This window comes from Pseudomonas sp. D5(2026) (assembly GCF_057766845.1).
In genome coordinates this window covers 2,690,659-2,712,305 of the sequence record NZ_CM173421.1, presented here as the reverse complement: position 1 = coordinate 2,712,305, position 21,647 = coordinate 2,690,659, and the positions used below count along the sequence as shown (strand labels likewise).

Below are 21,647 nucleotides of genomic sequence, written 5' to 3'. Positions count from 1 at the left end.
CGGTAAGTCCTCGATAAGCCAAGGCTCAGTACATCACCGACAGGATCACCCAGGCCATGTACAATCCAATACACTTAAACCAAACTGTTATGCATATGACTCCAGCACAGTTGAGGGCGCGATGAAACAGGACGGAACGCGAATTCGAGCTGTCATGGGTGAAATCCAGTCGCGGATCGCCTCTCGAACCTACACACCGGGCGCGAGAATTCCCTCGGTCCGCGCTATGGCGCAGACCATGCAAGTGTCGGTTTCCACGGTTCTTGAGGCCTATGAAAGGTTGATGGCAGAGGGCGTACTCAACTCTCGCCCTGGCTCTGGCTTCTACGTAGCCGGACCAGTGGCGCCCTTGGTACTCACCGAACTCGGCCCCAGGCTTGATCGTGAAGTGGACCCGCTGTGGATCTCCCGCCAGTCGCTTGAAACCGCTAGCGATGCGTTGAAACCGGGATGCGGGTGGCTACCTCCCTCCTGGATGTTCGAAGCGGGCTTGCGGAAAGCGCTTCGAACCGTTGCCCGTTCTGACACGCTGAAACTGACTGAGTACGCCTCACCGCTTGGGCATCTGCCACTCAGGCAATTCTTGTCACGAAGGCTGACAGGCATCGGGATCGAAGCCCCTCTCGAGCAGATCATGCTCACGGAGTCCGGCACCCACGCCATCGACCTGATCTGCCGTTTTCTACTGGAACCGGGGGACACCGTGCTGGTCGACGACCCCTGCTATTTCAATTTTCACGCACTGCTCAAAGCGCACAGGGTGAACATCGTAGGCGTACCCTATACGGCAACGGGCCCGGACATCGATGCTTTTGGCGCTGCCCTGCTAGCGCATGCTCCCCGGTTGTACATAACAAATGCAGGCATCCATAACCCAACCGGCGCCACCCTGTCTCCGGTCACGGCGCACAGGCTGCTGAAGCTGGCCGACAACTCCAGCCTGGTGATTGTAGAGGACGACATCTTCGGGGATTTCGAGAATGCACCAGCGCCACGGCTGTCTGCCTTCGATGGTCTCTCTCGTGTCATCCAGATAGGCAGTTTTTCCAAAACCATCTCCGCGTCGATTCGATGCGGCTACATCGCGGCTCGCAGTGACTGGATCCAGAGCCTGGTCGATCTCAAGATTGCGACTACATTCGGGGGTGGCCGCCTGGCCGCGGACATCATCCATCTGGCGATTACCGATAGCGGGTACCGCAAACACATGGAAAGCGTTCGCCTCAGGCTGGCCGAGGCCATGGAGAGAACGGTAGCGAAACTAAGGGCCGTTGGTATCAAGCCCTGGATAACGCCCCAGTCAGGCATGTATGTCTGGTGCCAACTCCCTCAAGGCACGGATGCAGCCACGCTGGCCCGGGCTTGCTTGAATGAAGGTGTAGTGCTGGCGCCCGGAAATGCGTTTAGCCAGTCCATGACTGCGGGTGATTTCATCCGTTTCAACGTTGCCCAATCGGCTGATGCCAGGATTTACGAAGTGTTGAAACGAGTGCTGAGCGCCTGATAGCGAGCCCCATGGACTTTCATGATGGGGCAAGCGGTAACCAGATGCAGACTTCAAACCCATCCTGTCGACCTGTTGCCGGGGAGACCAATTTCATCCGCGCGTTTACCCCCTGCACGATGGTTTTGGCAATCGCCAAGCCCAGCCCCGAACCACTGATCTCACTGTGACCACGCACAAAACGCTCGGTCAGGTGTTCTAATACAGGCTGCGGGACTGCCGGGCCACTATTGACTACCCGCAGCTGTGCCTGCTCGGTGAGGCTGACTTCGACCGGCTGGTCCGTTGCACCATACTTCAGCGCATTCTCAATCAGGTTGCGCAGCAGGATGCCAAAGGCGTCCGGGTCAATGATCGAATACACGCTGGTCTGGCTTGGCAACCGCAACTCGATGCGCTGCCCGCTGCGTTGGTTCCACTCGTCCACGCCATGGGCAAGCAACGGGATCAGGTCTTGTGGCGTTTCGGACAAAAGCCCGCCGCCCTCGGCTTTGGCCAACTGCATGAGCTTTTCTGAAAGCCTTGAAAGCTCGTGCAACGCGTGTTCGATCTTCTGTGCACGTACTCGCAGCGGCCCCTCCGGCGCTTCGTGGTGTAACCGCTGGATCTGCGCCAGGGTCGAGGCCAATGGTGTGCGTAGTTCGTGGGCGCTGTTGGCGGTAAAGCTGCGCTCGGCCTCAAGGGCGTTGCGTAAGCGCTCCAGCAGGTGATTGACCGCCTCAGCCAACGGATCGATTTCTGCAGGCAGGTGCTCCACCTTGATCGGAGACAGGTCACCCACACCGCGCGCTTCAATGGCACGACGGTAAGCCAGCACGCTGCGCAGGCTGAAACGCACCAATAACCAGGTACCCACCAGGCTGACAGGAATCAACACCATGAGGGGCAACAACAACGCAAACAAGGCCTCCCGCGCGGCTTCACGACGATGACCAAGCGGTTCGGCCACCTCGATGAACAGCGTCTGACGCAATGCGCTAGCGCCATACAATCGGTACTTTTCAGAAGTGGAGAAGCCTTCAGTTGGTTGTCGGTTGAAAATCTGCGGGTTGGCGTCGTGAGATTGCATCAGAATCTTGCCCTTGGCATCGCGCACCAGGTAAGTCAGGTATTCCTTGTGCATCTTCAGTGTCGCGACGTGTTGTGCTGTCCGGGATTCTTCCCGGTTGCTGATTTCCAGCACGGCCAAGGGCAGAATGCGTTGTGCAGTTTCTTCCAACGCGCTATCGAACGCTTCGTTCAACTCATGCCGCACCACTAGCCAGGCACCCACTGTCGCCACCAGCCAGAGTAAAGTCATACCAAGCGTCAGCCCTAGACCGAGACGTATTTGCAGGCTCGAAGAAGGCTTCATGCGGACGTTAACCGATAGCCCATGCCTCGCACGGTTTCGATCAGCTCGCGTCCGAGTTTTTTACGCAGACGGCTGATGTATACCTCGATGGTATTGCTCTCGATTTCGGCGCCAAAAGCATACAGCCGCTCTTCGAGCTGCGACTTGGACAGTAGCGCGCCGGGGCGTTGCACAAACGCCTCGAACAGCGCCCACTCCCGCGCCGTGAGGTCCACCGTGGCACTGTCCCGTTGCACCGTGCGGGCACTCATGTCGACCTGCAAATCACCGAGTTTGATCTGTGGATTGGGATTGCCGCTATAACGCCGCCCCACCGCTGCCACGCGGGCCGAGAGTTCAAACAGGTCGAACGGTTTGACCAGGTAGTCATCGGCACCGGCGTTGAGGCCGGCGATACGATCGGAAATCTGATCCTGGGCGGTCAGGATAATCACCGGGGTCACGTCTCCTGCCGAGCGTTGTTGACGCAGAAAATCCAACCCGCGCCCGTCCGGGAGCATCAGGTCCAGCAAGATCAAGTCGTAAGGCGTGCTGCGGACGCTGTTGCGCGCGTGGTCCAAGCGCTGTACCCAATCGACGGCGTGGCCATCATCGGCAATCTGCTCGCGCACCGCTTCACCCAGGCCAGGAGCGTCCTCGACCAGTAGAACCCGCATCTGACACCTCCTGTGATGGTTGTCTTGCAGCACCTTAATCGCCTTGCCTGACGTGAATCTGAAAATTCAGCTGGCTGTCAGGAAGGCCCTTTAGGTTATGCCACAGACGCCGCCCTCGACAGGAGACAAGTCATGAAATCAGGTTTTATTGCCAATGCCACGCTGATGGGCTTGCTGCTCAGCGGTTACGCCCTGGCCGGTGACGACTGCAGCGACCCGGTCAGCGACTGGCAACCTCGCGAAACCCTGCGTCAGCAGGTAGAGCGGCAATACGGTTGGCGCGTGCAGCGCATCAAGGTCGACGATGGCTGTTACGAACTCAAGGGCCAGGACCGCAAAGGCAATGACATCGAAGCCAGCTACTCCCCGGCATCGCTGCACCTGAGGACACTCGAGGTCCATTTCCGCAATGACGGCGACGCCAGGGACTATCTCGGCAGCCCGCTCGCCGAATGACAACTCACCTGTCTATGAATTTTCCTGCCGTTCAGGTTGCTGTCAGCCGGCAGGTCCAGGCTCTCGACCTAACGATCAAGAGGACACGCTCATGAAAAAGATCATCGCAGCAACCTGCCTCATCGGCGCCATTACCCTGCCGGCGCTGGCCCAGGCCCGTGAAGTGACCTTGACCACGCAGCTCAAGGACTACAGCGGCAATGATGCCTACCTGGCGATCTACGTCACCGACGCCAATGGCCAGTACCAGAAAACCCTCTGGGTGGCCGGCAAGAAGGCCAAATATTACAAGCACCTGGCCGACTGGGCCCGTGGCAGCGGGATGAACCCGAGCGAGTTCGACGGGGTCAGCGGCGCCAGCGTCGGCAGTGGGCGCACGCTGAAAGTCAGCGTAGAACTGGCGGACACCCTGATTGATGCCGGGTATCAGATCCGCATCGACAGCGCCGTCGAGGACAAACGCGACGCCCGCGGCGATGTCAGCGTGCCGCTGACATCCAAGGGTGCAGGCAAGCCCGCGACCGGCAGTGGCTACGTCGACTCCTTTACTTACGATCTGTAGCACCCGCCACCTCCGGAGGCTGAACATGCTTCGTCAGTTCCATTCCCTTCCTGGCCTGATCGCCGCCCTGTTGGTCATGGTATTGGCCATCAGCGGCGCGATCCTGTCTGTCGAGCCGGCGCTGGAACGTCTGCACAATACGTCCACTTCTGCCGGGCAACTCAACGTCGGCCAACTTGCCGGGCGCGTTGCCAGCCACTTTACGGGGGTGGAGCAGATCCAGCGCTCAGCGTCCGGCACGGTGATCGTCTACTACAACCAGAACGGCAAGGCCGGGGCGGAGAAGGTCGACCCACTGACCGGCCAAGGGCTCGCCCCTTACGAGCCATCCGCGTTCACCCGCTGGGTGAAAGACCTGCACCGCTCGCTGTTCCTTGGCACGCCGGGCCATGGCGTATCGGGTGTTGGTGCCCTGCTCATGCTGGCGCTGTCAGTGTCCGGCGCGCTATTGCTGGCCCGACGCCTGGGTGGCTGGCGCAACCTGCTGCGGCCGCTGCGGGGCACTTTCAGCCAGCGCTGGCATGCTGAAGTCGGGCGACTGGCCTTGCTCGGGCTGTTGTTGTCGGCACTGAGCGGGGCCTACATGTCCGCCACCACGTTTGGTTTTATCGCCGACGGCAGTCAAGGTGAACCCGCCTTCCCTGCGCACGTCAGCGCCGGTCCGGCCTTGCCGGTGGCGAAGCTGCAGGCCTTGCAGGCCACCGACTTGAACGACTTGCGCGAGCTGGTCTACCCGAGCCCCGGCAACCCCCGCGATGTGTATTCCCTGCGCACAGCACAGGGCGACGGCTACGTGGATCAGGCCAGCGGCGCCTTGCTGTCCTATCAAGCCCACGACCCGATGCTCAACCTCTATGAATTGGTCTACCAGTTGCACACTGGCGAAGGCCTCTGGTGGCTGGGCCTGTTGCTCGGGCTCTGCGCCCTCTGCGTGCCGTTGATGAGCGTGACCGGCGTTCTATTATGGTGGCGCCGCCGCAAGGCTGGCCCGAGCCTCCGCCACAACAGCCCTGCGCATGCCGCCGACAGCGTGATTCTGGTGGGCAGTGAAAACAACAGCACCTGGGGTTTTGCCAAAACCTTGCATGACGCCTTGCACCAGAGCGGCCATCAGGTGCACAGCGCGGCGATGAACGACTGGTTGGGCGATTACCGTAGTGCCCAACGGGTGTTCATCCTCACCGCGACCCACGGTGACGGCGATGCGCCGGCCTCGGCTTCGCAGTTCCTGGCGCGGCTGGCCAAAACCGGCATCAAGCCCGGCCTACCCTTTGCGGTGCTGGGCCTGGGCGACCGCCAGTTTGCGCAGTTCTGTCAGTACGCCCATCAAGTGCAGGACGCCATGTTGCAGGCCGGTGGCTCGCCATTGCTGGGGCTGGAAACCGTCAACCGCCAGTCCCCTCAGGAGTTTGCGCGCTGGGGCCACGCGTTGGGCGACGTGTTGGGGCACGCGCTGGCGCTGGTTCATACCCCGCAGCGGCCGCGTACCCATTCACTAGAGCTGACAGAGCGGATTGCCTATGGCGAACAGGTAAATGCACCGACCCATGTCCTGCGCTTCAAAGCGCGCGGCGGACTGCCGAGCTTTCTGGCCGGCGACCTGGTCGGGATTCTGCCCCCGGGCAGCCCAATCCCGCGCTTCTACTCGCTGGCCAGCGGTTCCCAGGACGGCGTGCTCGAGATCTGTGTGCGTAAACACAACGGGGGCATGTGCTCGGAGTTTCTTCACGGCCTGGACATTGGCGCGCAGATTGACGCCTTCATTCAGCCCAACCCGCAATTTCGTCCGGCATCGGGCACGCACCCGGTAATCCTGATCGGCGCCGGTACCGGTATCGGTCCTTTGGCCGGCTTTATCCGCAACAACAAGGCCCGACACCCGATGCACTTGTATTGGGGCGGGCGCAACCCGGCCTCGGACTTTCTCTACGAACCGGAACTCAACCAATTCTTGTCGGACCGCCGCCTTACGCAATTGCACGCCGCCTTTTCTCAGGTCCCGGAGCGCAGCTACGTACAAGACCGGCTGATCAGTGATGCCCTCGCCTTGCGCCGGCTGATTGAAAAAGGTGCCCAAGTGCTGGTGTGTGGCAGTCGCGAAATGGCCAAAGGCGTGATGCAGGCCCTGGATGAAGTCTTGGCGCCCCTCAATCTCAGCGTGCTGACCCTCAAGGCACAAGGACGCTACCGTGAAGATGTCTACTGAGTTGCAGCGTTACAGCCTGAACGGCGAAACCATGGGCACCCGCTACACCGCCCTGTTTTATGCCGGGGCCGGGCTTGATACCGACGAAATTGGCCAGCAACTTGCCCGCGCCGTGGCCCGGGTGGACCAGCAAATGTCCACCTGGAAACCCGACTCGGACCTTAACCGCCTCAATGCCGCCCCCGAGCAGCAATGGGTGTCGGTACCCAACGAACTGACCACGGTGCTGTCTGCTGCATTGCGCGTCAGCCGGCAAACCGGCGGCGCCTTCGACATCGCTGTTGGTGACCTGGTGAACGCGTGGGGCTTCGGCCCAGCGGCGCGGCAGGTCACAGCGCAGGGAATCGGCACAATTGCGCCGCGCACCTGGCTGTCAGCCGACGCCGCATTGGAGGTTGAGCCACAACGCAATCAGGTACGCAAGCACGCGCCGGCGAACCTTGACTTGAGTGGGATTGCCAAAGGTTTTGGCGTGGATGAACTGGCCCGTTGCCTGGAAGGGTCAGGTATCACTCGCTACCTGGTCGGTATCGATGGCGAAATGCGCGCCCGGGGCGTCAAACCTGACGGACAATGCTGGGTCGTGGCCCTGGAAAAGCCCAAAAGGGGCGTGCGTGAAGTCATGGGTGTGATGGAACTTAGCGATACCTCAATCGCGACCTCCGGCGACTACCGACAGTGGGTCGACGTGGCCGGTCAGTCCTATGCTCACACCATGAACCCGGCCACCGGCGCGCCACTGCGCAACTCGCTCGCCGCCGTCACCGTGGTGGCGGCCTCGTGCATGCTCGCCGATGCCTGGGCCACGGCGCTGATGGTCCTGGGCGAAACCGAAGGCCCTCGTCTGGCTCAGGAGCGCGGGATGGACGCGCTGTTCGTGCTGCGCGAGGGCGAACAGTTCAAAGAAATATCCATTGTCGGCGGACAGTTGCAGGCGCAAATTGAAACCCGCTGACGCCGGCTGCAAGTCACTTGAACCGCCTGATGACAGGGAGCCCCGTTAAACAGTGAAATTCATGCACAGACACACTGAGGTACACAGAAGCGATCGTATCGGCTGGTTGCGCGCCGCTGTCCTGGGTGCCAACGACGGCATTGTCTCTACCGCCAGCCTGCTGATAGGCGTCGCGGCCGCCGACGCCAGCCATGCCACGTTGCTGGTCACCGGAATGGCGGGGCTGATGGCCGGGGCCATGTCCATGGCCGCTGGCGAGTACATTTCGGTACATTCCCAGGCCGATACCGAACGGGCGGACTTGTCCCGCGAACGGGCAGAACTGGCCAGAGACCCGAAAGCTGAGCACATCGAACTCGCCAACATCTACATACATCGCGGGGTAGCACCCGAGCTGGCGCATCAAGTGGCCGATCAACTGATGGCTCATGACGCATTGGGCGCCCACGCGCGGGACGAACTGGGCATCAGCACCACGCTCGCCGCCAAACCCTTGCAAGCCGCCCTGGCGTCCGCCGCCAGTTTCGTGGTGGGCGCCGCCTTGCCACTGGCGGTGACTTTTGTCGCGCCGGAGCACAGCGTGGTGCCTTGGATATCGGGCATGTCATTGGTATTTCTCGGGTCATTGGGGGCTATTGCCGCCAAGACTGGCGGGGCCAGCATCATGACGGGCGCCTGTCGGGTGACCGTCTGGGGGGCGCTGGCCATGGGCGTCACGGCTCTGGTGGGCCGCTTGTTTGGCGCGGTGGTCTAGCGTAAGAAGCGGACCTCAGGCCGTGCAGTCGGCGGCCTATGAATCGATCCGCACTGGTGCAGTTCGGCCAGGGCGCTATACATCAGGTTTAAAGCGGTTTGAAAAGGCACATCATGCAACTGCATTTCCGACCTCTCAGCGACGCCTCCATCGCTGACATCATCGCGCTCAACAACAATCCCGATGTCTTACGCCAAATGCCCTTGGGTCGTCCCGACTTTGACGAAAGCAAGTGCAAGGTGTGGGTCGCCCAAAAAGAGGCCCAATGGGCACTGAATGGCTATGGTCCCTGGGCTTTTTTCGTTGAAGATGAATTCGCCGGCTGGGGTGGCCTGCAGCAGGAAGACGGTGACGCTGATCTTGCCTTGGTGCTTCATCCAGACTACTGGGGGCTTGGCAGAGTGATTTTCGATGAGATCGTACGGCGCGCTTTCCAGGAGATGGGGCTTGAGTCGATCACCCTGTTGCTTCCACCAACCAGAACCCGAATCAAAGGTATTCTTCGCCTGGGGTTTCGCCTTGACGGAGAGGTGGATATCGACGGCACGCCCTTCTCGCGCTATCGGCTACTCGCCACGGCCAAGCATTGACTTGTTGGCTGGATCGCCGGGGCACGCCCCTGCCCTTTTTGGATTGCGGTATACCCATCCGTCAGCCGCATGACGCGCTGGGTGGCGATACACCCAAGCGCTATGCTTGCTCAGGCAGGAGGGCCGCGCATGTGTGGAAGGTTGAGCCAGTACCGAGGCATACACGATTTTGTCGAAACCCTGAGCCTGCCAGAGGCCTGGCGGAACAACGTCGGCGACCAGCCACTTGGCCGGTACAACGTCGCGCCGACCACGCCGGTGGCAGTGCTGCGAATGGATGAGGCGGGCCCGCGGGCGGACCTGGTGAGATGGGGATGGCGGCCCCATTGGGCGACCGACCGTGCTGCGCCGATCAACGCCAGGGTCGAAAAGGTGACACACGGCCCCTTCTTCCGGGCAATCTGGCCGCACCGAGGCATAACGCCGATCGACGGCTGGTATGAATGGGTCGATGAAGGCGGACCGAAGAAACAGCCGTACTACATCCGACGCCGCGACGGGCGCCCTTCCCTTTGCGCCAGCATCGGCCAGTTCGCTGGCGGCGAGCATGATGGGTTCGTCATCATTACGGCCGATGCCCAGGGCGGAATGGTAGATGTGCACGACCGCAGGCCAGTGGTTTTGGCCCCAGACCTTGCGCGTGAGTGGATGCAAACCACGACGCCGGGCGAACAGGCCGAGCAGATGGCGCTCAACCTGGGCGAGCCAGCCGAGGCCTTCGAGTGGTATCGAGTGAGCACAGCCATTGGCAATGTGCGCAACCAAGGTGCCGAACTGATACAGCCGCTTCAGTGATGCGATAGTAAATTCTTCCGGCCCAAGTACCGGCAGCGCAACATCATCGAACGGATGTTTGGCTGGCTGAAAGAGAGGCGCCCTCACGAAAACGCATCAGTTGGTTCGCGAATTGGTCCGAAGGGCTTCGCCCAGCGCCTATGCCGCTCCGGCATAACATGCTCCACGCAGGTGCATGCTCTGCCGGCAGATTGTAGCGTCAATCATCCAAAGACCTGGTTGAGCGCCTAAATCTCGAATGTGAAAACATGGGCGCTGTCATTGAATCAAGCTGGATACAATTGATCATCTATCGAGACTGTAAGTGGCGAACGTTCTCCGCCGGTATGGAGTGTGGTATCCGTTTCAATCAACATGACCGCACATTCATCTTCGGCGATAGGTTTGTGTCGCACCCGTTTGGGAATAATGCAAAACTCCCCTGCATTCAAGACAATGGTGCGATCTTCGAGCTGAATGCAAAGCGTGCCATAGATTACTGAAAACATCTCGTCTTCATGTTCGTGCGCATGCCAAACAAATTCTCCTTTCAGTTTTGCAATTTTGACGAACTGGTTATTGACGCGACCGAGGACTCGGGGCTTCCAGTATTCTGTGAGCGTATCCAGTTCATTTCGTAGGTTGATGCTATCCAAGGTGTTGATCATTCTTGCTCATGTCCATGTGTCAGTCTGTGCCTTGCAATCTAAAGAGGAGCGTGAACTTTGAGTAGCGACGAATTATAATGCCGCTATTAACACTGCTAATGGCTTGACATGAACAAAACTCACAACCTTGATCTGGCACTGCTCAGAGCCTTCGTCGAGGTGGCGGATACTGGGAGCATGAGCGTTGCGTCAGTCAACCTGCACCTGACACAAGGTGCTGTTAGCCAGCGAATCAAACGTCTGGAGGCATTCCTCGACTGCCAGTTATTGCTGCGTGATACACAGGGCAGTCGTCTGACGGGTAAGGGAAAATCGCTGCTGCCAGACGCCCGTCGTCTGCTACGAATGCATGACGCTTTCTGTGCCTCCATTGGTGGAAGGGAATCAGCAGCCTCGGTGCGCCTTGGGCTCCCCTTCGATATGGCCGGAGCCCCGCTTGCCCACTTGCTCAAAGCTTTTAGTAATGCCTTTCCGAGGGTCGAGGTAAAGATCTTCAGCGCTTCTTCGACGGATCTCGACCAAGCGTTCACCAACGGCAAACTCGATCTGGTGATCAGTCAAGGCCCGACCAACGTCGAATTGGGCGAACGGTTGGCTGTGGATCAACTGGTATGGTTGGGCAACGAGGTAACAGCAGCACAGCGGCCATTGGCACTGTGCTTTCTGACTGCGAATTGTGCCTTTCGCGATACCGTTTTCCAGCGTCTGGACGAAGAAGGTATTGTTGGAAAGATGGTGTTCGAAAATGCATCAGCCGATACCACATTGACCATGGTTCGCAATGGGCTTGCGGTTACGCCTTGGCTGCAACGCCTAGCGCCCGAAGATATCATCCTGCCATTGCCGGATTGTGGGCTACCGACACTGCCCGAATTCGCGGTACGGTTGCAGTCGTTGGATGATGCTACTCGTCCTGTTTCTGATCTTGCCGATCTTATCAGGGATCATTTCAAGCGCTCAGATATCTCACTCGCCGAAAAAACGGTAGGCATTAGTTAAAGCGCCCCACATGCGTTGAGTTCGGTGGGGGCCTTGAGGTGTTCATCATGAGATTTTTGGCGCCTGCCAGATCGAGCGCCGCCCGCGCGGCGCATCGCGAGCTGCGCTCGCTCCTACGTTTGTTTCGGGCCAGTCATGCCTGTGACAGGCGCGCGCGACCGCCTGGTTTGTACCACGCGCTACTGAGCCATGCGCCAAGGCGTTCGCGCGCAAAATCCTCAGGAACAATTGGCCCGTAACAAACGTAGGAGCGAGCGCAGCTCGCGATGCGCCGCGCGGGCGGCGCTCGATCTGGCAGGCGCCAAAAACCTCATGACGAACAATTCCAGGCCCCACCGAACCCAACGCCATGATCGGGGGTCCGCATATCGCCAACATTGCGGCGGTAGAAGTGGTGTCATTCCGACAGGTCACTGCCGCGCACATAGCCCAACGTCAGCAACACCTCGTCTCGCGCTGCCTCATTGCGATGCTCTAAAACCTCGACCAGCACATCGATCTCAGGCTTGGCTGCAAGTTGCGGCACAGCCGTGCTGCCTACATGGTGAATGGCGAGAAGCTCATCGCCGAACACCGAGGCGAGCAGAACGTTGACCGCCTCATACCGCTGCGGCCATGCAGGGTCGTAAGCCGTGATCTTGCTGGTCAGCGCCATGAGGCCTCCTTGGGCAAGTGAAAACGTTCCGATGCGCCTACACGGCAGGCACCTGCCGCCAATCAAGCGCGGTCTGGCATCTAACGGCCTTGCACAACCTGATCAGGCTGAGTGCCCATACTCGCGAGAAAAACATCGGTATCCCGATTGGTCCGCAGGCAGGCCACGCGACAGCCCGGCAGGGCCGTCGCCACGAATCGCTTTATCGCCTCCCGAGACGAGGTTTTCGTCCGCCACATGAACCTGAAAAACTCCGGCAGGTTGGCCAGCAACTCCGGACAGTTGTCCGGCAAGTCAGGCCGGGATCGACCGCGGTTTAACACCGTTCTGAGGAGCACGCGCCAGAATCGAAGCGGAGCCGAGCGATCAATCCATATCAACATGTCAGCGCGGGCCAGCCGGTTGTTCCATGTGGTCGAATGCCCGCCTTCGAAGATCCAGCGCTCACGGGCCTCGACCTCATGACAAAGACGCGTCTTCTCGTCCCGGCTCCGCTCGACCCACCCTGGCTGCCAATGAATCGTGTCGATGTGCACGACCGGCAAGCCAGTGCGCTCGCCAAGCTTGCGCGCCAGGGTACTTTTCCCAGCCCCTGGCTGACCAATAATCATCACCCGCTGCATTCAAGCTCCCTCTCGCCATGCCTGCTGAATTTTGGGCGCGCGATTCTACGGCAATGGGCGACGCGGTCAACTGCAAGCGCACTCATGCTCTGGGCGTCCTTCACAAGTCGGCAGCTGATCACTGCTCAAGTGGTGTAACTCATCATGGCGCTGGCCACTGAGTTCGCCGTTTGGGTGATCACGGCCGACAGCTTGGCTTGAGGATTATCGCTGACCGTCTCGAAAGCCTTCAATTGCATGTAGCGTCTTTGCAGGCGCCACGCGTCGTTCTGCACGCGGATCGCCGCAGAGAGACTGCCTGGGGCCTGGTAGTCGGCCCTGTCAGCCGCAATTGAGCGTGAAGGCCGTTGGTGTCACCAAAAGTCGGTATGGAGTTGGCAAGGGATACGGAAAACGGTGGTTCAGAGGACTGATGGGGGGCATCCCACTGCTCGTAGATACGTTCAAAATCTGGTTGCATGAGTTCGACCCATACCCCCCCGCTATAGGGCTCATCACGCTGCAATACGGGAAGAGGTAGCGTTGCCCGGACAAAGAATCGTTCGGCGGAAAACAAGCTCAATGTCATCGCTGGCGTGTTCCTTTCCGCACTCATTGCAGATCATCTCAAAAGCTCCCGTTGCATCTACCGGTTTAATGCCTTGTACAACGTTAGGTACAATGGCTGCGGTTGCCAGCGACGGCTGGATCCATCTGGACACCTTTGGCCTGTGGCTACTGGAATGACGATTCTGATCCAGATGAGAGAACACTGTGAGTCACTACGGAGCCGCTGTGCGGGCCGACTGGCTTCACTTTCTTAGTACTTTGGGCGTCGCCTGTGGCGGTCCAAAGAGCAACCCTTACCCGGGCAGAGCCCGGAGGATGGACAAATGCACGTACTGACTTTTAGCCAGGCACGCGCCGAACTGAAGCAGACAATGGATGATGTTTGCCGGGACCATGAGCCCGCCGTAATCACGCGACAGCGTGGCGAACCCGTAGTGATAATGTCCCTGGAGGACTACAACGGGATGAACGAGACCATTCACCTGTTGGGATCGTCCAAAAACGCTTCGCGCTTGCGCTCATCCATCGATCAGCTCCGGGACGGCCAGGCCTTGGCGAAGGAGCTGGACCTCAATGAGCAAGAACCAGAAGCAGCGGAACAAGGATGAAGCCCGCGACAAGGTAAGCGTGAAGTTCACCAAAGAGGGCTGGGAGGATTACTGTCACTGGCAGAGTGCCGACCTCACCATACTTGGCAACGTCAACCGCCTGATTGACGTGTGTCTACGCACCCCCTTCACGGGTATTGGCAAGCCTGAGCCGCTGAAAGGCGATTTATCTGGCGTGTGGTCCCGTCGCATCACCCGTGAGCACCGTCTGGTCTACTTCTTCGAGGCCGGTATGCTCACCGTTCTGCAATGCCGCTACCACTAAAACGACTAAAGCACTGTACTGTGCTGTGCGCGAGCTGCCTCCGCCACTGTTACAAGGGCGGTCGGTGAACGAAATCACACGCGCGGTCGTTTGGCGCTGGGTGTCCAGTTCTTAGGGATAGGCTATCCGCAGGCTCACGCAGAGGTGCACTACCGCGCTGCACGGGAATCGCCGTTCGTCTTGCCGCCCGGTAATAATGGGGAGCACGTCAAGCAGATGTCGGACCTGCACCACCAGTAGCGGCCAATCCTGAAAGGTTTGGGCATCAGGTACCGCCCCCGTATAACTGCCGCCACACCTATGCGACAATATGCTCAATGTCTGGTCTCAACCCCGCATTTATCGCCCAACAGCTCGGGCAAGGCGTGCAGATGCTCTTATCGACTTATGCGCGCTGGATTAACTCGTCTAACGACTGGCAGGAGCTGGATAAGCTCCAAATTGGTCCGTAGCTGCGAAGAAGCCACGTAAGTTATTGATAGGTAAGCTCCTTGATCTCCACCGCTAACATCACCATGCAGTTCGGCTCCAAGCCACTGTTCGAAAACGTTTCCGTCAAATTCAACAACGGCAACCGCTACGGCCTGATCGGCGCCAACGGTTGCGGCAAGTCGACCTTCATGAAAATCCTCGGCGGCGATCTGGAGCCGTCCGCAGGCCAGGTCATGCTCGAGCCGAATACCCGCCTGGGCAAGCTGCGTCAGGACCAGTTCGCCTACGAGGAATTCACCGTGATCGACACGGTGATCATGGGCCACGGCCAGCTGTGGAAAGTCAAAGCCGAGCGTGACCGTATCTACTCGCTGCCGGAAATGACCGAAGAAGACGGCATGGCCGTCGCCGAGCTGGAAACCGAATTCGCCGAAATGGACGGCTACACCGCCGAGTCCCGCGCCGGTGAACTGCTGCTGGGCCTGGGTATTCCACTGGACCAGCACTTCGGCCCGATGAGCGAAGTGGCACCGGGCTGGAAGCTGCGTGTACTGCTGGCCCAGGCGCTGTTCTCGGACCCGGACGTGCTGCTGCTCGACGAACCGACCAACCACCTGGACATCAACACCATCCGCTGGCTCGAAACGATCCTCACGGCGCGTAACAGCACCATGATCATCATTTCCCACGACCGGCACTTCCTCAACAGCGTCTGCACCCACATGGCTGACCTGGATTACGGTGAGCTGCGCCTGTTCCCTGGCAACTATGACGAGTACATGACCGCAGCCACCCAGTCGCGTGAGCAGCTGCTGTCGGACAACGCCAAGAAGAAAGCCCAGATCGCCGAGCTGCAGACCTTTGTCAGCCGCTTCTCGGCCAACGCCTCCAAAGCCAAGCAGGCCACTTCACGTGCCAAGCAGATCGACAAGATCCAGCTGGCCGAGGTCAAGCCGTCCAGCCGCGTCAGCCCGTTCATTCGCTTCGAACAGACGAAAAAACTGCACCGCCAGGCTGTGGTCGTCGAGAAAATGGCCAAAGCCTTCGACGACAAGGTGCTGTTCAAGAACTTCGACATCACCGTCGAAGCGGGCGAGCGCGTTGCGATCATCGGCCCCAACGGTATTGGCAAGACCACCCTGCTGCGCACCCTGGTCGGCGAGATGACCCCGGATGCCGGCTCGGTAAAGTGGACCGACAGCGCCGAAGTGGGCTACTACGCCCAGGACCACGCCCACGACTTCGAAGACGACATGAGCCTGTTCGACTGGATGGGCCAGTGGACCTCTGGCGAGCAGGTGATCCGCGGCACCCTGGGGCGCATGCTGTTCTCCAACGACGAGATCCTCAAGTCGGTGAAGGTGATTTCCGGTGGTGAACAAGGTCGCATGCTGTTCGGCAAGCTGATCCTGCAGAAGCCGAACGTGCTGGTGATGGACGAGCCGACCAACCACCTGGACATGGAATCGATCGAAGCGCTGAACCTGGCGCTGGAAAACTACCCGGGTACCCTGCTGTTCGTCAGCCACGACCGTGAGTTCGTGTCGTCGCTGGCCACGCGCATCATCGAGCTGTCGGCCGATGGTGTGGTGGACTTCAGCGGTACTTACGATGACTACCTGCGTAGCCAGGGTGTGCTGGTCTGATTGAAGGCCAAGGCCTGGCCACCTTGTGTGGCTGGGCCTCTTCGCGGGCTTGCCCGCGAAGCCCCCTCCCACCGACTGACACTACCCGACGAATAATTCGTTAGCCTGCTTTCTTTTCCTTCGCGCACCAGCCATGATGGGCCCACGCCCAACCGCCCGCCCGCGAAAGAGCCCATGACCGCGCAACAACCTGCCCCCGCCAGTAACACGCTGCACATCACCCTGCAGATCCTGTCGATCGTTTTCTATACCTTCATTGCCTTCCTATGCATCGGCCTGCCGATTGCGGTACTGCCCAGCTATGTGCACGACCAACTCGGCTTTGGCGCAGTAATCGCCGGTGTAACGATTGGCCTGCAGTATCTGGCCACGCTGCTGAGCCGCCCGTTTGCAGGGAGGGTGGCGGACACCTTGGGAGGGAAACAGGCCATCCGCTTTGGCCTGCTGGGGATTGCCGGTTGTGGGGTGTTGACGTTGCTGTCAGCCTGGACCCTCACCTTACCGCTGCTGAGCCTGGCACTGCTGCTCGGTGGACGTTTGCTGCTGGGCATCGCCCAAGGGCTGATCGGCGTGGCCACCTTGAGCTGGGGCATCAGCCAGGTCGGCCCCGAGCACACTGCCAGGGTTATCTCGTGGAACGGTATCGCCTCCTATGGCGCGATCGCCATCGGTGCGCCAATGGGCGTGCTGGCCGTGGACGGGCTGGACTTCAGCGTGCTGGGGCCGGCTTTGCTGGTGCTGGCAACCCTTGCCCTGCTGGTGCTTCGCAAGCGCCCCGACGTGGTCGTGGTACGCGGCGAGCGCCTGCCCTTCTGGTCGGCGTTCGGCCGGGTTGCCCCGTGCGGCCTGGGTTTGACCCTGGCCTCGATCGGCTACGGCACCTTGACCACCTTCGTCACCCTGTATTACCTCGAGCGCGGCTGGGCTGGCGCGGCCTGGTGCCTGAGTGCGTTTGGTGTGTGCTTCATCATTTCGCGGCTGCTGTTCGTCAACGCGGTCAACCGCTTTGGTGGCTACAACGTGGCGGTCGCCTGCATGGCCACCGAAGTGCTTGGCCTGAGCCTTCTGTGGCTGGCGCCGTCGCCGCCCTGGGCGCTGGTTGGCGCCGGGCTGACCGGTTTCGGGCTGTCGCTGGTGTACCCGGCATTGGGCGTGGAGGCGATCAGGCAAGTCCCCAGCAGCAGCCGCGGCGCGGGGCTGGGTGCCTATGCAGTGTTCTTCGACATGGCCTTGGCCATTGCCGGCCCAGTGATGGGGGCCGTCGCTGCGCACCTGGGGTATGCCTCGATCTTCTGCGTGGCTGCCCTGCTCGCCTTGGCCGGGGTCGGCCTAACGTTGTTGCTGGCGCGGCGCGCCCATCGCAGCTGAACGCTCAGCCGGCGCTGGCGCACCCAGCGCCTGGCTGAAGAACGCCGCCGTTTCTCGCTGCAGCGAGCGATGGATATGCCGGCGGTCGACGCCATCGGCATCCTTGCACAGCGCTGCCATCCGCGCGTACTGCTCGGCATCGCAACGGGCCATGAATACGAAGTGCCCGGCACCGGCCAACAGGCGGTAGTCCGGTGTGACCGGCAGTTTGCGGGCCAGGGCCTCGGCATTACGGTCCACAGCCACAAGCTGATCGCTGTCGCCACTGTAGATCAGCACGGGTACCTGTACCCCGGCCAAGGCATGGCGCCCGAACAACAGGCTCAGCGGCGCCATCAACATGACCGCCCCCACTCGCGGGTCGGTCTCAGGCGCCAGTTCGCTGCGGTCGGCAATCAGTATGCCGTGGGTTTTGCAGGCGTCTGCGTCCTTCGGGCGCTCCAGGCAGTACTGACGCAGACGGTCCAGATCGGGGCGTGCGCCAGACAGGATCAACGCGGTTTCTCCGCCGGCCGAGTAGCCGATAACCCCCACCTTGCCTTCGTTCAGATAAGGCCCGACCATCCTATCAGCGCGCGCTGCGGTGATCGCCGCGCTGAGTTGTAGCGGCCGTCCATAAAGGTTGCTCAGGGTGCCAAGGCGACTGTGGTCGCGCACGTTGTCCCCCGGGTGCACAACCGCCACCACCACGAACCCTTGCCGCGCCAGCGACGTGGCCAGGTAATGCAAGGCCAATGGGCTGCCCGTATTGCCGTGAGACAGCACCAGCAACGGGAATCGGCCCATGGCGACGGGCGCCTCTTCGGCCACATCGACGGGATACCCGTCTATTCGGCTGCGACGGGTCTTGCCAATGGCCGGGTAGAACGCAAGCGCTTGCATTGGGCGGCTATCGACCGGGTCGGTCAAGGTCATAAGGTGCAGGCCGGCAACCCACGGCGCGGCCTCGGCGCGGACCAACAGGCCGCCGAGCAAGACCAGCGCCAACACGCAGCGTGCAATGGTCATCGGCCAGCGGTTCCTTGCAGGACGAGGAGATAGCTCAGCATAAAGACGGTCGGGCTCGTGCCGGATGAAAACTGGATGAAACCGCCGTCATGCATGTTGCGCCGGCGCCCCGTGCATTTGCGTATCGTATCGAACCCGTGGCATAGATGCAGGTCCACGTTGTTACGTGACGTTCTCGCGCCATTGAAGGAGATTCATGCATGAGCAAGCCTGCCTATGTGCCACCCAAAGTCTGGCGCAACGACGCAGCCTCCGGCGGCCAGTTCGCCAGCATCAACCGCCCGGTAGCCGGCCCGACTCACGACAAGGACCTGCCGCTGGGCAAGCACCCGCTGCAGCTGTATTCCCTGGCCACGCCCAATGGCGTCAAGGTCACCATTGCCCTTGAGGAGCTGCTTGCCCTGGGTCACGCCGGTGCCGAATACGATGCCTGGCTGATTCGCATCGGCGAGGGTGATCAGTTTTCCAGTGGCTTCGTCCAGGTCAACCCCAACTCGAAGATTCCTGCCCTGCTCGACCGTAGCGTGGAGCCGCCGGTGCGGGTGTTCGAGTCAGGCTCGATCCTGCTGTACCTGGCTGAGAAGTTCGCAGCTTTGCTGCCAAAATCGCCGGCTGCGCGCACCGAAAGCCTGAACTGGTTGTTCTGGCAGATGGGTGCGGCGCCTTACCTGGGCGGTGGCTTTGGCCACTTCTACGTGTATGCACCAGAAAAGTTCGAGTACGCCATCAACCGCTTCACCATGGAGGCCAAACGTCAGCTGGACGTACTTGATCGTCGCTTGGCCGAAAGCCGTTATCTGGGCGGCGAGGAATACAGTATTGCCGATATTGCCGTGTGGCCTTGGTATGGCCAGCTGGTACGCGGCAACCTGTATGACGCCGCACAGTTCCTGGCGGTTGACGAGTACCCGAACGTACAGCGCTGGGCCGAGGAAATTGCCCTGCGCCCTGCGGTGCAGCGCGGTACACGGGTGAACCGTACCTGGGGAGATGAAAACAGCCAGGTGCCGGAGCGCCATAGCGCCGCAGACCTGGCCGGTTGACGCAGACGGTGTGGGGGCGGCCTTTGTCAACAAAAGGCCGCCCCGGCAAAGGACCGCGTAATGCCTGTTAATGCCCCCCGACAATGCCCCCCTGCATAAAACCATTTGCCCCTGCGCAAACCTGCGCCCACCAAGCCCTTCTTGTACACTCCTCGCATTAGCCCCTACCTGCACATTTTTTTTTGGTGAACGCATGATCGAGGTAACCGAGGTTTCCATTGCCGAGCTGCGCGACGCGCTCGAGTCGGGCCGCACGACGGCGGTCGAGCTGGTCAAGGCCTACCTGGCACGTATCGACGCCTACGATGGCGCCGACACCGCCACTGCCCTCAACGCCGTAGTGGTACGCAACCCGGAGGCGCTGAAAGAAGCCGAGGCCTCCGACGCCCGCCGTGCCAAGGGCCAGGTGCTTAGCCCGCTGGACGGTATCCCCTACACCGCCAAGGACAGCTACCTGGTCAAAGGTTTGACTGCCGCCTCCGGCAGCCCTGCCTTCAAGGACCTGGTCGCCCAGCGCGACGCCTTCACCATCGAGCGCCTGCGCGCCGCCGGAGCCGTGTGCCTGGGCAAGACCAACATGCCGCCCATGGCTAACGGTGGCATGCAGCGCGGCGTCTATGGCCGCGCCGAAAGCCCGTACAACGCCAACTACCTGACCGCGCCCTTCGCCTCGGGCTCGTCCAACGGTGCCGGTACCGCCACCGCCGCCAGTTTCAGCGCCTTTGGCCTGGCCGAAGAAACCTGGTCCAGCGGCCGTGGCCCGGCGTCCAACAACGGCCTGTGTGCCTACACCCCGTCGCGCGGAGTGATTTCGGTGCGTGGCAACTGGCCGCTGACGCCGACCATGGACGTGGTGGTGCCCTATGCCCGCACCATGGCCGACCTGCTGGAAATCCTCGACGTGGTGGTCGCCGATGACGCCGACAAGCGCGGCGACCTGTGGCGCCTGCAGCCGTGGGTGCCGATCCCGGCTGCCTCGACGGTACGTCCGGCGTCGTACCTTGAGCTGGCGGTGGATGCCAGCGCGCTCAAGGGCAAGCGCTTTGGCGTACCACGCATGTATATAAATGCCGACCCCGAAGCAGGCACCTCCGAAAAACCGGGCATCGGCGGGCCGACCGGCCAACGCATCAACACCCGCGCTACGGTGATCGACCTGTGGCAACAAGCACGCCAGGCCTTGGAAGCAGCGGGTGCCGAAGTACTGGAAGTGGACTTCCCGCTGGTGTCCAACTGTGAAGGTGACCGCCCAGGCGCGCCGACCGTATACAACCGTGGCATCGTCAGCAAAGCGTTCCTGCATGACGAACTGTGGGAACTGTCGGGCTGGGCCTTTGACGACTTCCTGCGCGCCAACGATGACCCCAAGCTTAACCGCCTGGCCGATGTCGACGGGCTGAAGATCTTCCCGCACGACCCGGGCACCTTGCCCAACCGTGAAGACGACCTGGCTGCCGGCATGGACGAGTACGTCAACATGGCCAAACGCGGTCTGAAGACCTGGGACCAGATCGAAACACTGCCCGACGGCCTGCGCGGCCTGGAGCAGACCCGCAAGCTGGACCTGGAAGACTGGATGGACAAGCTGGGCCTGGACGCGGTGCTGTTCCCCACCGTAGCCGACGTTGGCCCGGCCGATGCCGATATCAACCCGGTATCGGCGGACATCGCCTGGAGCAACGGTATCTGGGTAGCCAACGGCAACCTGGCAATCCGTCACCTGGGCGTTCCGACCGTGACCGTGCCGATGGGCGTGATGGCCGATATCGGTATGCCGGTGGGGCTGACCTTTGCCGGGAAGGCCTATAGCGACAACGCGCTGCTGAGTTTTGCTGCCGCCTTCGAGTCGACCGGCTCGCGCCGGATGATCCCGCCGCGCACGCCGGCGCTTGGCTGAGTCTTACAGGGCCCCTAAAAGCAGATCGCGAATTTCAACCATATGTGTAAAAATACACAAACAGTTGATTTTGCG

The 21,647-nt window shown here is 60.8% G+C and carries 21 protein-coding genes and 3 pseudogenes; 16 read left to right on the top strand and 8 right to left on the bottom strand.

Annotation, left to right across the window (positions count from 1 at the left end):
* The first annotated feature begins 121 nt into the window (after positions 1–121).
* A complete protein-coding gene (locus AC3B5Q_RS12510; RefSeq protein ID WP_275966885.1) occupies positions 122–1,504 on the top strand; it encodes an aminotransferase-like domain-containing protein in 1,383 nt (460 codons plus the stop codon).
* Between the two features lie 19 nt (positions 1,505–1,523).
* Here the strand turns inward: AC3B5Q_RS12510 and AC3B5Q_RS12505 are convergent, their stop codons facing one another.
* Both AC3B5Q_RS12505 and AC3B5Q_RS12500 read right to left on the bottom strand, forming a co-directional pair.
* A complete protein-coding gene (locus tag AC3B5Q_RS12505; RefSeq protein ID WP_028697200.1) occupies positions 1,524–2,858 on the bottom strand; it encodes an ATP-binding protein in 1,335 nt (444 codons plus the stop codon).
* Positions 2,855–3,514 carry a response regulator transcription factor gene (locus tag AC3B5Q_RS12500; RefSeq protein ID WP_275966871.1) on the bottom strand — a complete coding sequence of 220 codons (660 nt, stop codon included), beginning with the start codon at positions 3,512–3,514 and terminating at the stop codon, positions 2,855–2,857. The genes AC3B5Q_RS12505 and AC3B5Q_RS12500 overlap by 4 nt, the downstream gene beginning before the upstream one ends.
* A 132-nt stretch (positions 3,515–3,646) precedes the next feature.
* On the opposite strand from AC3B5Q_RS12500, the gene AC3B5Q_RS12495 reads away from it, so the two are divergent.
* The 7 genes from AC3B5Q_RS12495 to AC3B5Q_RS12465 all read left to right on the top strand — a co-directional run bounded on the left by AC3B5Q_RS12495 (position 3,647) and on the right by AC3B5Q_RS12465 (position 9,832).
* A complete protein-coding gene (locus AC3B5Q_RS12495; RefSeq protein WP_101196008.1) occupies positions 3,647–3,970 on the top strand; it encodes a PepSY domain-containing protein in 324 nt (107 codons plus the stop codon).
* Positions 3,971–4,061: 91 nt separating this feature from the next.
* On the top strand, positions 4,062–4,532 hold the full coding sequence (locus AC3B5Q_RS12490) for a DUF2271 domain-containing protein (protein ID WP_021782915.1): 471 nt from the start codon (positions 4,062–4,064) through the stop codon (positions 4,530–4,532).
* Positions 4,533–4,557: 25 nt separating this feature from the next.
* Positions 4,558–6,738, top strand: a complete 2,181-nt coding sequence (locus AC3B5Q_RS12485; protein WP_021782914.1) for a PepSY domain-containing protein — start codon at positions 4,558–4,560, stop codon at positions 6,736–6,738.
* Positions 6,728–7,693, top strand: a complete 966-nt coding sequence (locus tag AC3B5Q_RS12480; RefSeq protein ID WP_084850715.1) for an FAD:protein FMN transferase — start codon at positions 6,728–6,730, stop codon at positions 7,691–7,693. Before AC3B5Q_RS12485 ends, AC3B5Q_RS12480 begins: the two co-directional genes overlap by 11 nt.
* Before the next feature lie 52 nt (positions 7,694–7,745).
* Positions 7,746–8,447: a VIT1/CCC1 transporter family protein gene (locus AC3B5Q_RS12475; protein ID WP_103462431.1), complete on the top strand. Its 702-nt coding sequence runs from the start codon at positions 7,746–7,748 to the stop codon at positions 8,445–8,447.
* Between the two features lie 113 nt (positions 8,448–8,560).
* On the top strand, positions 8,561–9,037 hold the full coding sequence (locus AC3B5Q_RS12470) for a GNAT family N-acetyltransferase (protein WP_021782911.1): 477 nt from the start codon (positions 8,561–8,563) through the stop codon (positions 9,035–9,037).
* Positions 9,038–9,166: 129 nt separating this feature from the next.
* The gene (locus AC3B5Q_RS12465; RefSeq protein ID WP_021782910.1) at positions 9,167–9,832 is read left to right on the top strand and encodes an SOS response-associated peptidase; all 666 of its coding nucleotides are present in this window, start codon (positions 9,167–9,169) and stop codon (positions 9,830–9,832) included.
* A 266-nt stretch (positions 9,833–10,098) separates the two neighbouring features.
* Here the strand turns inward: AC3B5Q_RS12465 and AC3B5Q_RS12460 are convergent, their stop codons facing one another.
* Positions 10,099–10,479: a cupin domain-containing protein gene (locus AC3B5Q_RS12460; RefSeq protein ID WP_021782909.1), complete on the bottom strand. Its 381-nt coding sequence runs from the start codon at positions 10,477–10,479 to the stop codon at positions 10,099–10,101.
* Between the two features lie 108 nt (positions 10,480–10,587).
* Between AC3B5Q_RS12460 and AC3B5Q_RS12455 the strand changes: the two genes are divergently transcribed.
* Complete coding sequence (locus AC3B5Q_RS12455) at positions 10,588–11,478, top strand: LysR family transcriptional regulator (RefSeq protein ID WP_103462429.1); 891 nt, start codon at positions 10,588–10,590, stop codon at positions 11,476–11,478.
* A 400-nt stretch (positions 11,479–11,878) separates the two neighbouring features.
* Here AC3B5Q_RS12455 and AC3B5Q_RS12450 read toward each other — a convergent pair.
* The 4 genes and pseudogenes from AC3B5Q_RS12450 to AC3B5Q_RS12435 form a co-directional block, all read right to left on the bottom strand.
* Positions 11,879–12,133: pseudogene (locus tag AC3B5Q_RS12450) on the bottom strand (GrpB family protein); the annotation flags it as partial.
* Positions 12,134–12,213: 80 nt separating this feature from the next.
* Positions 12,214–12,756, bottom strand: a complete 543-nt coding sequence (locus AC3B5Q_RS12445; protein WP_275966869.1) for a P-loop NTPase family protein — start codon at positions 12,754–12,756, stop codon at positions 12,214–12,216.
* 125 nt (positions 12,757–12,881) lie between these two features.
* Positions 12,882–13,034 (bottom strand): annotated as a pseudogene (locus tag AC3B5Q_RS12440) (IS256 family transposase); the annotation flags it as partial.
* Entirely contained in the window at positions 12,986–13,324 is a 339-nt protein-coding gene (locus AC3B5Q_RS12435; RefSeq protein WP_181004847.1) for a DUF2199 domain-containing protein, read from the bottom strand. The gene AC3B5Q_RS12435 and the pseudogene AC3B5Q_RS12440, both read right to left, overlap by 49 nt.
* Positions 13,325–13,628: 304 nt before the next feature.
* Here AC3B5Q_RS12435 and AC3B5Q_RS12430 point away from each other — a divergent pair, with 304 nt between their 5' ends.
* From AC3B5Q_RS12430 to AC3B5Q_RS12410, 5 genes and pseudogenes are all read left to right on the top strand, one after another.
* Complete coding sequence (locus AC3B5Q_RS12430; RefSeq protein WP_028697205.1) at positions 13,629–13,913, top strand: type II toxin-antitoxin system Phd/YefM family antitoxin; 285 nt, start codon at positions 13,629–13,631, stop codon at positions 13,911–13,913.
* Entirely contained in the window at positions 13,879–14,178 is a 300-nt protein-coding gene (locus AC3B5Q_RS12425; protein WP_028697206.1) for a Txe/YoeB family addiction module toxin, read from the top strand. Before AC3B5Q_RS12430 ends, AC3B5Q_RS12425 begins: the two co-directional genes overlap by 35 nt.
* 165 nt (positions 14,179–14,343) lie before the next feature.
* Positions 14,344–14,630 (top strand): annotated as a pseudogene (locus tag AC3B5Q_RS12420) (site-specific integrase); the annotation flags it as partial.
* Between the two features lie 39 nt (positions 14,631–14,669).
* Entirely contained in the window at positions 14,670–16,256 is a 1,587-nt protein-coding gene (locus AC3B5Q_RS12415; protein ID WP_003248141.1) for an ABC-F family ATPase, read from the top strand.
* 105 nt (positions 16,257–16,361) lie between these two features.
* Positions 16,362–17,624, top strand: coding sequence for an MFS transporter (locus AC3B5Q_RS12410; protein WP_488393128.1), 1,263 nt, complete (start codon positions 16,362–16,364; stop codon positions 17,622–17,624).
* Here AC3B5Q_RS12410 and AC3B5Q_RS12405 read toward each other — a convergent pair.
* Positions 17,586–18,632 carry an alpha/beta hydrolase family protein gene (locus tag AC3B5Q_RS12405; protein ID WP_275966967.1) on the bottom strand — a complete coding sequence of 349 codons (1,047 nt, stop codon included), beginning with the start codon at positions 18,630–18,632 and terminating at the stop codon, positions 17,586–17,588. The genes AC3B5Q_RS12410 and AC3B5Q_RS12405 overlap by 39 nt on opposite strands.
* Before the next feature lie 200 nt (positions 18,633–18,832).
* Between AC3B5Q_RS12405 and yghU the strand changes: the two genes are divergently transcribed.
* Positions 18,833–19,675: a glutathione-dependent disulfide-bond oxidoreductase gene (gene yghU, locus AC3B5Q_RS12400; protein ID WP_021782419.1), complete on the top strand. Its 843-nt coding sequence runs from the start codon at positions 18,833–18,835 to the stop codon at positions 19,673–19,675.
* Positions 19,676–19,868: 193 nt separating this feature from the next.
* Positions 19,869–21,572 carry an amidase gene (locus AC3B5Q_RS12395; RefSeq protein ID WP_266022367.1) on the top strand — a complete coding sequence of 568 codons (1,704 nt, stop codon included), beginning with the start codon at positions 19,869–19,871 and terminating at the stop codon, positions 21,570–21,572.
* Positions 21,573–21,647: the final 75 nt, after the last annotated feature.

What these genes read in the sequence shown, in the direction of transcription:
- AC3B5Q_RS12510 (WP_275966885.1), top strand. Translation starts at nt 122, where the DNA reads ATGAAACAGGACGGAACGCGAATTCGAGCTGTCATGGGTGAAATCCAG.
- AC3B5Q_RS12505 (WP_028697200.1), bottom strand. Translation starts at nt 2,858, where the DNA reads ATGAAGCCTTCTTCGAGCCTGCAAATACGTCTCGGTCTAGGGCTGACG.
- AC3B5Q_RS12500 (WP_275966871.1), bottom strand. Translation starts at nt 3,514, where the DNA reads ATGCGGGTTCTACTGGTCGAGGACGCTCCTGGCCTGGGTGAAGCGGTG.
- AC3B5Q_RS12495 (WP_101196008.1), top strand. Translation starts at nt 3,647, where the DNA reads ATGAAATCAGGTTTTATTGCCAATGCCACGCTGATGGGCTTGCTGCTC.
- AC3B5Q_RS12490 (WP_021782915.1), top strand. Translation starts at nt 4,062, where the DNA reads ATGAAAAAGATCATCGCAGCAACCTGCCTCATCGGCGCCATTACCCTG.
- AC3B5Q_RS12485 (WP_021782914.1), top strand. Translation starts at nt 4,558, where the DNA reads ATGCTTCGTCAGTTCCATTCCCTTCCTGGCCTGATCGCCGCCCTGTTG.
- AC3B5Q_RS12480 (WP_084850715.1), top strand. Translation starts at nt 6,728, where the DNA reads ATGTCTACTGAGTTGCAGCGTTACAGCCTGAACGGCGAAACCATGGGC.
- AC3B5Q_RS12470 (WP_021782911.1), top strand. Translation starts at nt 8,561, where the DNA reads ATGCAACTGCATTTCCGACCTCTCAGCGACGCCTCCATCGCTGACATC.
- AC3B5Q_RS12465 (WP_021782910.1), top strand. Translation starts at nt 9,167, where the DNA reads ATGTGTGGAAGGTTGAGCCAGTACCGAGGCATACACGATTTTGTCGAA.
- AC3B5Q_RS12460 (WP_021782909.1), bottom strand. Translation starts at nt 10,479, where the DNA reads ATGATCAACACCTTGGATAGCATCAACCTACGAAATGAACTGGATACG.
- AC3B5Q_RS12455 (WP_103462429.1), top strand. Translation starts at nt 10,588, where the DNA reads ATGAACAAAACTCACAACCTTGATCTGGCACTGCTCAGAGCCTTCGTC.
- AC3B5Q_RS12445 (WP_275966869.1), bottom strand. Translation starts at nt 12,756, where the DNA reads ATGCAGCGGGTGATGATTATTGGTCAGCCAGGGGCTGGGAAAAGTACC.
- AC3B5Q_RS12435 (WP_181004847.1), bottom strand. Translation starts at nt 13,324, where the DNA reads ATGACATTGAGCTTGTTTTCCGCCGAACGATTCTTTGTCCGGGCAACG.
- AC3B5Q_RS12430 (WP_028697205.1), top strand. Translation starts at nt 13,629, where the DNA reads ATGCACGTACTGACTTTTAGCCAGGCACGCGCCGAACTGAAGCAGACA.
- AC3B5Q_RS12425 (WP_028697206.1), top strand. Translation starts at nt 13,879, where the DNA reads ATGAGCAAGAACCAGAAGCAGCGGAACAAGGATGAAGCCCGCGACAAG.
- AC3B5Q_RS12405 (WP_275966967.1), bottom strand. Translation starts at nt 18,632, where the DNA reads ATGACCATTGCACGCTGCGTGTTGGCGCTGGTCTTGCTCGGCGGCCTG.
- yghU (WP_021782419.1), top strand. Translation starts at nt 18,833, where the DNA reads ATGAGCAAGCCTGCCTATGTGCCACCCAAAGTCTGGCGCAACGACGCA.
- AC3B5Q_RS12395 (WP_266022367.1), top strand. Translation starts at nt 19,869, where the DNA reads ATGATCGAGGTAACCGAGGTTTCCATTGCCGAGCTGCGCGACGCGCTC.